Annotated in this window: 8 protein-coding genes and 1 pseudogene; 1 reads left to right on the forward strand and 8 read right to left on the reverse strand. The window is 50.2% G+C overall.

Features of this window, described 5'->3' with window-relative positions; all coding sequences use genetic code 11:
* Positions 1-61: 61 nt before the first annotated feature.
* Positions 62-1006, forward strand: a complete 945-nt coding sequence (gene trxB, locus GYM67_RS09160) for a thioredoxin-disulfide reductase (RefSeq protein ID WP_220236558.1) — start codon at positions 62-64, stop codon at positions 1004-1006.
* A gap of 798 nt (positions 1007-1804) precedes the next feature.
* Here trxB and GYM67_RS09165 read toward each other — a convergent pair.
* The 8 genes and pseudogenes from GYM67_RS09165 to rpmH form a co-directional block, all read right to left on the reverse strand.
* Positions 1805-3397, reverse strand: coding sequence for a ParB/RepB/Spo0J family partition protein (locus tag GYM67_RS09165; protein WP_220236559.1), 1593 nt, complete (start codon positions 3395-3397; stop codon positions 1805-1807).
* A gap of 4 nt (positions 3398-3401) precedes the next feature.
* Complete coding sequence (locus GYM67_RS09170) at positions 3402-4349, reverse strand: ParA family protein (protein WP_220237490.1); 948 nt, start codon at positions 4347-4349, stop codon at positions 3402-3404.
* Between the two features lie 2050 nt (positions 4350-6399).
* Positions 6400-7287, reverse strand: coding sequence for a 16S rRNA (guanine(527)-N(7))-methyltransferase RsmG (locus GYM67_RS09175; protein ID WP_220236560.1), 888 nt, complete (start codon positions 7285-7287; stop codon positions 6400-6402).
* Positions 7288-7716: 429 nt separating this feature from the next.
* Positions 7717-8358 (reverse strand): Jag family protein, encoded by a 642-nt coding sequence (locus GYM67_RS09180; protein WP_220236561.1) that lies wholly within the window; start codon positions 8356-8358, stop codon positions 7717-7719.
* A 177-nt stretch (positions 8359-8535) separates the two neighbouring features.
* Positions 8536-9558 (reverse strand): membrane protein insertase YidC, encoded by a 1023-nt coding sequence (gene yidC, locus GYM67_RS09185; RefSeq protein ID WP_220236562.1) that lies wholly within the window; start codon positions 9556-9558, stop codon positions 8536-8538.
* A gap of 2 nt (positions 9559-9560) precedes the next feature.
* Complete coding sequence (yidD, locus tag GYM67_RS09190) at positions 9561-9872, reverse strand: membrane protein insertion efficiency factor YidD (protein ID WP_220236563.1); 312 nt, start codon at positions 9870-9872, stop codon at positions 9561-9563.
* 107 nt (positions 9873-9979) lie between these two features.
* Positions 9980-10372, reverse strand: a pseudogene (gene rnpA / locus GYM67_RS09195) (ribonuclease P protein component); the annotation flags it as partial.
* A gap of 25 nt (positions 10373-10397) precedes the next feature.
* Complete coding sequence (rpmH, locus tag GYM67_RS09200; RefSeq protein ID WP_015022700.1) at positions 10398-10532, reverse strand: 50S ribosomal protein L34; 135 nt, start codon at positions 10530-10532, stop codon at positions 10398-10400.
* Between the last annotated feature and the right edge of the window lie 106 nt (positions 10533-10638).

Here is a 10638-nt window from a genome sequence, read left to right on the forward strand (position 1 = left end):
AGAAGCTCCCTTTTCGCCCAACGCGTGCGATCCGGTCATCCTGAATAGATACAGTAGCGTTATGAAGCAAACTGTTCATGATGCCGTTGTTATAGGGTCCGGACCCGCAGGTTACACCGCCGCCATTTATCTTGGCAGAGCTGGATACGCTCCACTCGTTATTGCAGGAGCCCTGACGCCCGGCGGTCAGCTTATGAACACGACGGAAGTAGAGAACTTCCCAGGATTCCCTAAAGCAGTACTCGGTCCCGATCTTATGGATCAGATGCGCGATCAGGCCGACCATTTCGGTGCTCAGATCGAATACGATGATGTCGTCTCAGTTGACTTGAACGGAGACGTCAAGCGAATCACCACCGATAGCGGCCAGGAATACCAAGCTCGAGCCGTCGTCATCACTACTGGTTCGCAATATCGTAAATTGGATGTTCCTGGAGAGCGCGAGTTCTCAGGACGAGGGGTATCCTACTGCGCCACATGCGACGGGTTCTTCTTCAAAGTCAAGCCGATTGTAGTCGTTGGAGGAGGCGACTCCGCCATGGGCGACGCGGACTTCCTGACCCGTTTCGGCTCTTCTGTCACACTGATCCATCGCCGCCAAGGCTTCCGCGCTTCAAAAATCATGGTGGACCGTGCCAAGGCCAATGACAAAATCAGCTTCCTTCTCGATTCGGTCGTCACGCGGATCAACGGCAACGATAGCGGCGTAACCTCTTTGGACGTCCGCAATACAGCCACAGGCAGGCAGTCCACTATTCCGGCTAATGGAGTCTTCGTCGCCATAGGATTCACCCCTCAGACCGCTTTTCTTAATGGCCAAGTTGACCTGGATCAGGACGGCTATATCCTGGTCGAGGGTGGATCAACGAAGACTTCTGTACCTGGAGTCTTTGCCGCTGGTGATGTCACCGACAAGATTTATCGTCAGGCCATCTCCGCTGCTGGCATGGGCTGCCGTGCTGCTTTAGATGCTCAGGAGTATCTTACGAGTTTGGATAACCAATAAGGCTTGATGCCCCCCCCCCGCAAACAAGAATTTACGTGCCTGGCAGTTTACGATTGCTAGGCACTTCGTTTATCGATTATGCGCAGCTGTTCACTTAGTCTCCTTTAGCTCTCCATCGACCGCGACCGGACACTATTTTCAACAGGAAAACGACAAATTCTAATGCTGCTCTAATCGGTCCTCGCCAACATAAAAGACGCTCTCCGTTGAGGCGATATCCCACAACCGCCCCCCCCCCCTCCTCATTGCCACATTGGGAACCCTACAAACCTCGCCTGCTGAGGGTTGTCCGCTCCTTGTTGGACAAGAACCATCCTCCCTCACAAGCCGCATATAAGCTAGAAGGACTCAACTAACCAACTAACACATACCCAAGCAACGATCCGATAATGCCCAACAGCTAACCAGTCAACGATTCACTGCATATCTCACCATTGAACATATTCATCCGTTTATTGACAGCTAGGCATTTGAGATACCAAGCATTTGAGATACCGATCCACCCAGAAGTAGTTACCTGGCACAATAATCAGGCCAATCCTTCAGCAGGTTGTCGCACTCCATAGCCTGCCAGCAATATGTAGATTTCATACAATCTTTCAGCACAGGCATCTGAGTTCTTTGGACGGTAAGTGCTCATAACTGCCGAATCGTTCCAAGACCAAGGCAAAAACAGCGATTGCTTATCAGCCCAGACAAAACAAGACTGAGCTTGAAGCAATCGCTTACTTTTACGAAGGTGTTTAGTTGAGCAACGCTTACAATCGCATTTTCAAGAATGGGGTCCAATGTATGGGATCAAACCCAGCCTTCGTCGCCCGAATGACTGTCATTACTTGCGGATTGATTCTTCTCCAAGAGAATAGCCACGATGCGGTCCATGTCTTCAGGCGAAGAAAATACGATTTCTATTTTTCCATGCTTTTTAGTGCCCTTAATAGCCACCTTGGTGTCAAAGTGACTTTCCAGATCCTGGCGTACAGGACTATCCGCCCAAGCATTTACCCTAGGCCTTTTTGCTTTCTTCTTCCCTTGCCCAGTTTGCAACGCGACGAGTTCCTCGGTAGATCTTACCGACAAACCTTCAGCAATAATCTTGTCTGCCAAGGCAGCCATGGACTTTTCATCCGGCAAAGTGAGCAAGGCGCGGGCATGCCCAGCTGACAATACACCTGAGCTAACCTTTTTCTGTACACTTGGGGGCAACTTCAACAATCGAAGCGTGTTGGTTATTTGAGGTCTCGACTTAGAGATTGACTTAGACAAACCATCCTGAGTCAAACCAAACTCATCTATCATTTGCTGGTAAGCGGCTGCTTCCTCCAAAGGATTAAGAGCCACTCTATGCAGATTCTCGAGCAAGGCATCTCGCAACATAGTGTCATCGCTCGTTGTCTTCACAATCGCTGGTATGGTGTCAAGACCAGCCAACCGAGAAGCTCGCCAACGGCGCTCACCCATTATGATTTCATAATGGGTTGTTTGCCTCAGGTTAGCCACTCTCTGGTTTAAAAGCTGGCTCGATTGTTCTTCACCGGTCCCAGCGCCAAATACCGTGAATTTGTTTTCCGCGCTGTCGACTGAGGATGTTTTATCCTCGATTGTTCTTGGACTGTCTGCAAGTGTTGATCTTCGCACCACTATGGGCTGCAATACACCAACTTCCTTGATGGAACGGGACAGTTCCAACAATTCGTCTTCATCGAAGATTTGCCTTGGTTGCTGAGCGTTGGGCCTAATATCGTCCACACGCACCTCGGCCAAGTACCCACCTTGGACGGGTTTTAACTGCTCTTGGCTATTGCTCTCCGCCTTACTGAGCCCGCTACCACTGCGAACAGCACCTGCGCGGCTAGTGCTTTGCCGAGTCTTATTTGTCCGATTGTCGACAGCCTCACTCGATTTTGTTATGGGCGATGTTTCACGTGAAACATTTGTCGTCGTAGATCCAAAGAATAGATCACTTGGGTGTTCCAGGCTGCTGATGGGCGGAACAGAACGACGCTTAGCAGTCCTCTTCGAAGTGAATGTTTCACGTGAAACATTCTCGTTGGGAGATTCAGAAATGCTGACACGCTTTTGTCCCGCCTTGGAGCGTTTACGACCGCTCTTATAAGAATTTGTCGAAGCCGCTAGTTGAGAACTCACACGACCCGAATCCGTAGTATTGCGTTCTTTCTTGGCTCTGTCTTTTTCCGAGGCGTTGGTCTCTGGGTGTTGTTGTTCGTCCGATCCAGTAAGCGAGCCTTGAAGAGTAGCCTGCTTGTTGCCTGAATCCAGTACTCTGTTATCTTGTTGCCCATTTTTGTCAACGCTGGTTTCGTCATCTTCGCCTGGCAGGGCGGGGAATAGAGCCCCCAAGCCCTTGCCCAACCGTGAATGGCTTGTCATGTCCTCACTCCCCCTGTCTTCTATTGGCAATATGTCCCAGAACCTGCTCGGACCTCTGGGCGATTTCTAACGCTGCCTCTTCATAAGCGATAGCGCCTGCTCCTTTAGGGTCGTAGGTGACAACGCTTTGCCGGAAGCTGGGGGCTTCAGAGATTTTGACTGAACGCGGGATAGTCGTATTTAACACTATTTCTGGATAGTGCTCCTTGACCTGATCGAATACTTCTTTGCTGAGAAGTGTCCGCCTGTCGTACATAGTCAACAACATGGTCGAGATTACGAGATAAGGATTATAGCTTTGCTGAACGAGTCCTATGGTATGCAGCAATTGTTGCAGTCCTTCAAGAGCATAGTATTCAGCTTGCACTGGAATCAATACCTCATTGACAGAACACATGGCATTCAGGACCAGCAGCCCCAGACTAGGTGGGCAATCAACGAGAACATAGTCATAATGCTGACGGCAGACTTTAAGATAGTCGGCAACTGCCTTTTTCATTAGCTGATTGCGGTTGGGCATATCCGCGACTTCCAGCTCAGCGCCGCTTAGATCAATAGAAGAAGGCACAACCTCTAAATTGGGGAATTCCGGGGAAACCACCTTAACGTCATCGATTCCAAGACGCCCCTCAAGCACATCATATGTTGACGGCGTCCCTGACTCATGGGTCACACCCAAGGCAGTAGATGCGTTGCCTTGTGGATCCATATCGATAACCAACACACGTTGGTCAAATTCAGCAAATGCACATGACAAATTGACAGTGGTAGTGGTTTTCCCTACCCCGCCTTTTTGATTCGCTACGGCAATGAAGCGAGTTTTTGACGGGTGAGGGAATTGAGCCTGGCGTAAGGCCTGATAGCGTGCGGATAGATCTGCCATCTCCGCTCCGGACACCGAACCGGTCCCGTCGGCGAATATTCGATTCAGAATATCCGTCGCCGTCTCCATACCTGAAGTGTTCGGTGTGGGTTGCCCACCGACTTCCAGGGTATTTCTCGAAACGGGTTTCACCTTCTTCGATGTGGTCACGAACCTTCCTCCTTTTGATAACCATTCAATTTTCCCGTCCTCGTTGGACATGTCAGAACGGCCGCCAGTTGTACACAGCCACTGTTCATAACTGTGGATAAGTGTGGATAGCTTTATCTCCATTTATGTGTTCGACTACCGCCTTATTTTATTAGTTTGGCCTTGTAATTATTGACAATTCTGACGCTTTTCATTTCATGCCATCGTCTACAAACGATAATGTGGATAAGTCAATCATCAGACTCCAATTGTGCATAACCCACAAGGAGCAAATCCATAAATCAACTACGCAACTCAATTAAGCGGTACTATTCATGGTTATAATCAATGATCTCTCACTTATTGGATGGCTATCATAAATACCCCTGAAGCCCTTAAATTAAGCCTACGAATGACAAGCCTTATACAACAAACAGCAGAAGAATGTTTCACGTGAAACATCTATATTGCCAGGAAACAATGGAAGCCCTGCCGAATGCGGCTTACACAGTAAAGTAACATAGCTTTCCTGTTATTTTTTTTCAAAGCCACACCTGCGAGCATTAACCACTGCCGGATCCAGCAGTAAGTAGCAAATGTGTAATTTTATGTATACTTTTTTGTTTTCGTCAGGCAATATGTACCTGCTTATCGATCAAAATTATATTGTGCTTCGGATAATTATGTTTGAAGGATCTATATTTAATAAAGAGGGCATGTTTTTTATAAAGATATAGAATGTATTGCGATACTCTTTCACTATATTCTAAACTCTAATAACCTAGATCTATATTGTCGCAATTTGAGTTGATTGTTTCACGTGAAACATCACAACAAATCTCCCCCTAACAATCACCAATTAGCAGTGGCACCACCGTATACATTGATGCGCTGAGACGCTACGAAGTCTAGTAGATGCGAAATGAGCATTCTCGGAAAACACAATCACACTCGTATAGTTACCTTCAATTGTCCTCCAAGTCATTTTGATCAACCTCGCCAGTAATTGATGGAGCATTGTTTATCGGAAACATTGCAGAGCAGACGTTAATTGTATATTGTTTCACGTGAAACATACCTTAGAGGGCACATCTGTCACCGGTGATAGGTCTCGTGTTGCTCAATTTGATCGTCCTCAAACCATGACATCATAGGAATATTCGACGTCGATGACCAATTCGGAGACTTCATCTGAACCGACGAATCGAGGGCCTTGCAATCCTCGTACGTATGCATGTGCAGACATAACACTCTACGAAGATTAGGGAGGGACCGCAAAGATCACCACAGGTATGAAGACACAATAGACTCCCCTGATGTAAAGGAAATAGGGATATGGGTTGGTTACAAAAAGATGAGCATGACCACATCTGTTTAGTACATTGAACAGGTAAATTAATAAAATCACTGAACAATGAAAGAATGATATTCCGAGAAAGTCTTGATAAGACTTCAAAAAGACAACGGTATGTCGATTTCCGGGATTGACCTTCATACAATCTGATCAACAATGATTAGAGTATAAGACCAGGATGGAATAATACCTGCTGCCGAACTAAAAGGGACACTATGATATGCAGGATATCCAAGAAATAGAACATCTATATTTCAAATATATATATATATGACTAAATAGGTGTTGAACTATCTATTGTGCGTAACATCGTTTCAAACCAGGAGGTCAAAACTTCGAATAATTCGGTCTGAAAACACATTCAAAGCAGGCAATATATTTCCACCAGCGTGCCGACTTCCCTCTTAAACAAGCTCTCTCGTTCATTGTGATTAAGCATCAGCCAAGCTGCTGTCTGGAGACCAGACTAAATCTACTATGACTATGACATAGTCGGTCAATTTCCAATCCGTCATTCCACAAGGCTCTATGTTAGAGAAGAGTAATCTATTATTCGATCGAGTTCATTCTTACCTCACTTCTAAACCAGTCCTCGGACACAAAAATCATTCATAAATTTCATTCTGGTATCGTACTTCAGTGTTTGTCCACGAGAATCACGTGGGTATCTTCAAGGCCGGGCGCAACCAAAGCTTGACAAACCCGTGGATTCTGTCCATGATATTGTTTTATCGCTTTAGCAGCCTTATCAAGCTCGCCCTGTGCCGATCGACCCTTAAGCGCAATAAGCTGACCTCCCAATTTCAAAAGAGGCAGGGTCCACCCAGCGAGCTTAGTCATGGGGGCTACAGCTCGGCATGTCACAACATCGAAGGCCTGTGGAACTGAAGGATTAGAGTCGATGTATGCTAGACCTGCTCCACCTGTCACAAGCGGGGAGTCATGGCTATTTACATCTAGATCTTGTTGATTGTCATCATTTCTGGCTGCAGCAAAAGTTGAAGAACCGTGGCCGGAAGCAGAAACAGACTGTTCTGCATTTCGGCGACCATCGTGACGCCGGCCCTGTGAACTTTTTTTGTTATGCCGCGTTGACGCATGGGGTGATTTCGGGACCAGGTTCTCTGCACGCTTGCGAAGCACAACCGCATTAGCCAGGTGCAGCTCATCAACAACCTCCTGCAGCCAGATTACACGCCGCTCCATTGGCTCGACTAGAACAACCTTACACTGCGGAAGGCAAGCTGCCAATACAATACCAGGAAAGCCTCCGCCGGAGCCTATATCCGCCACCGTTGCCGTGGGACTGTCAGTGGTCAATCGGTCTCGAACAAAAGGCACAATAGCAGCTGAATTGAGAATGTGCCGCTCCCAAATAATGTCTTCATCGCGAGGGCCAATGATCCCCCTCTCCACGCCCTCGCGTAAGAGCTTGTCATGAAAACGCTGCATGGGTACCAGAGCATCACCGAGCACCTGGCTCAATATGGGACTATCGTTCAGCTCATCATCCACAACAGCCATTTCGACTCCTCACATTCATATTCGATGCCCAGTCAATTACAGTCACAGACCGCGACAGTGTCATACTGTCTCGTACAGCGAGATTTCACTCTGCCAGAACCGAAAAACCATTAGATTCCTAGGACTGCTATCAAAGTATTGTTCTCAACCGCAAAAGGACATCGAGAGTCATATATATCAGTATCCTATCGAAACAGCATAGGTGCAGTCTCTAATAGAGGGTCACCAACAAGGGCATTCCGATTAAGCATTGAGACAGACTAGCCGCCATCATGAGCCAGACAGCACTACACACCTGCCAAATAGCACAACCCTGGCAGATAGCGCACAACAGACTTAGGCAGTACGACCGCGCCAAGCAGTGAACCAATCTAAAAGGACGACGTCATACAATGCTTCATTGGCCCATGGTCCCAAATGGCTCTGCGATCACTCCCTGTGGGCACCATCAGGATCGTCATCAGCCGCGTAGTCAGCCGAATCAACGACCTGATCAGTTTCATCTGTGTCCAGCGGGGCATCATACCCGACTGGCTTACCCTCAATATCGTCAGACAGGTCCTCGTCTTCGCTCTTGGCCCTCAGGTAGACGGTGACATAACGATGGGGTTCCTCGCCGTGGGAACGTGACTTCAGCCCCTCCTCACGAACCATGTCATGGACGATCTTGCGCTCGAAAGAGTTCATAGGCTTCATATTCACGGGATCGCCAGTCTCACGGACCTCGTCAATCACATCCAGAGCCTGCTCGCGAAGATGTTCGCGCTTGCGCCTTAGGAAGCCGTCCACATCCACAATCAGATGGGAGCGCTCCCCTATCTTCTGCTGCACGGCCAGCCGTGTCAGCTGTTGAAGAGCATCAACCACCTCGCCATCCTTGCCGATCAGATGTTTGATGTCCGTATCGTCGTCAGCCACAATCTGCACGGTCGGACGGTGGTTGCGCACCCCCATCTCAATATCGCCCTCATAATCGACGATGTCCAGCAACCCCTCCAGATAGTCGGCGGCGACATCCGCTTCCTCATTGAGTTGCTCAATGGTCTTTCCCTGGTCCAGAGACTGAGACATCTATGCTCTCCTTACACGCGTTTACATCCGATTCATAACCTCAGACCCACTGGATTCCTGGTCACCAATCGAGTGTCCAGTATTGAGGATACACGGACGTGATGATTGCAGACTACTCCAGTATCCGCCCGACCGAAAGCTGGGTCACCGCGCCGGCCATTACTGCCAATAGCCGGATCAACGACCGCGACGCTTGCGGTGGGGCTGAGAACGCTGGTGGGAGACGTTCTTGTTGTTGCGGGCTTCCTCCTCCAGCCGCTTGGCCTCCATCAGTTGCTCCTCCTCCAAAGAGGGCAGCCCCTGGCGCTTGCGACGAGCGTTCTCATGGCGGTGATCCCGCTCCTCCTTGCTCTCTGCAGCCGGCGAGCCGGGAGTGGGCATATGGTGGACCTGGAAGAGGGTTCGGCCCAGATTCCAAAGGTTGTTGGTCAACCAGTAAATCAGCACGGCGAAGGGGAAGTAAATACCCGAGAAAATATACATGACCGGGAAAATGAAGGCCATCATCTGCTGCATCTTGTACTGCTGTCCCTGCATGGCCGACCTGGGCATGTTCCGTCGGACGTTGTGGAACTGCGAGTAGAACATGGCCAGGCACATAAGCACGATGAAGACCACAATGACTATGCGGCCCGCACCATGGGCGGACATGAAGTTGTCCGAAATCCGCAGCCCGAAGAAGGTGGTCTCCTCGAATTCTCGCGCCACCTGTCGATTGAAGGCCCCCAGGGGTGCCCGCTTGCCCCGGGCGATGAAGGGCACAGCCGAAAGCACATAGAACATTGTCATGAAGACCGGGCCTTGGACCAGTGCGGGCAGACAGGACCCCATGGGATTAGCATGGTTATCCTGATAGACCTTCATGGTCTCCCGGCTCATGGCCTCTCGGCTCGCCGGATCCTTCTTGTTGCGGTACTTGTTCTGGATCTTCATCAGCTTGGGCTGCAGGGCCTGCATCTTTTGCATGGATCGCAACTGCTTGATGAAGAGCGGCAGCACGCACAGGTTGACGACCAGCACCAGCATCACTACCGAAAGCGCCCAAGCCACGCCGGGACCCTTGTGGAACCCGATCAGGGTCAGGAACTTGTGACAGTAGGTCATGATGTAGGTCATGAGCCACTCGATGGGATACAGAATCTTGTAGAAGAAGCCGTATATGCCCGTATCGAAAGTGAAAGTGTCGTTGTTCTGGAACATTATCAGGCCGTCTCCTTGTCTGGGGCCATGGGGGTCAGCCGGGCCTCCTCATGGGCCGTGGACCACGAGAACCGATAGAAGATGGAAAATCTTTGGGGCACGTCATCGATTCCGCCGTTGTTGAATGGCGTGCAACGCAATAGCCGCAGAACGGCCAGGATAGTTCCACGCAAGGCCCCGAACCGCCTCAGAGCGGTCAAAGCATACTGGGAGCAGGTCGGGTAGTAACGACAGCTCGGCGGCGAAAGGGGTGAGATGTGGCACTGATACCAGCGGACTGCACCCTGCAGAGCCCGGGAGGCCAGGCCACTCATGCCCTGCACCCTTCACTGGCTTCCACATGTTGAACGGGTTGACGCTTGGACCCGGCAAGCTGCAGCTCTGACTGTCCCTGTGCATCGAGGCCGCCGGCAGTCTTCCCGGTCTTGCGCATGAGGTCACGGAAAAGCCTGTCGACTTGTTCCTCCAGCTGCTTGTATGTGGCTGTGGCAGCGCTGGGTTTGGCGCGCATGACCAGATCACAGGAGGATGGCAGCAGGTCCTCCTTAGATCCGGCAAGTTGCCTGAATCTGCGTTTGACCTTATTCCTAGTCACGGCCTTGCCCACATTTTTGGATACAGCGAGCCCCATGCGGCGTCTGCCTGCAGGCAGGATGTCATGCCGCCCTTCGCGCTCAGCCGATGTCACCGGCAGCAAGGTCGCTGTTCGGTCAGATCCAGGTATCGAATAATGTATGACCAGATCCCTGCTGCTGACCCGATGGCGTCGCCTGAGCACCGCCGTGAACTCCCGGTGGCTTCTCAGCCGTTCCACCTTCTGAAAAGGGATTGGATCCGACTCAGGCAGAGAGGGTCCGACGGCCCTTGGCCCGGCGCCGGTTGATCAGGGCACGACCGGAGCGGGTGCGCATACGAGCGCGGAATCCGTGCTTCATGTGACGACGGCGATTGTTGGGCTGGAATGTCCTCTTCATAATTCGTTGCTCCCGTGTGTAGACATACTCGAGTACGGCTCGTTATGAGTCAAGCTATATCACGGTACACATGAGCCGAGACGGAGTCAAACAGGCTTCCGCCATC

It is taken from the genome of Bifidobacterium asteroides, assembly GCF_019469425.1.
Classification (GTDB): domain Bacteria; phylum Actinomycetota; class Actinomycetes; order Actinomycetales; family Bifidobacteriaceae; genus Bombiscardovia; species Bombiscardovia asteroides_I.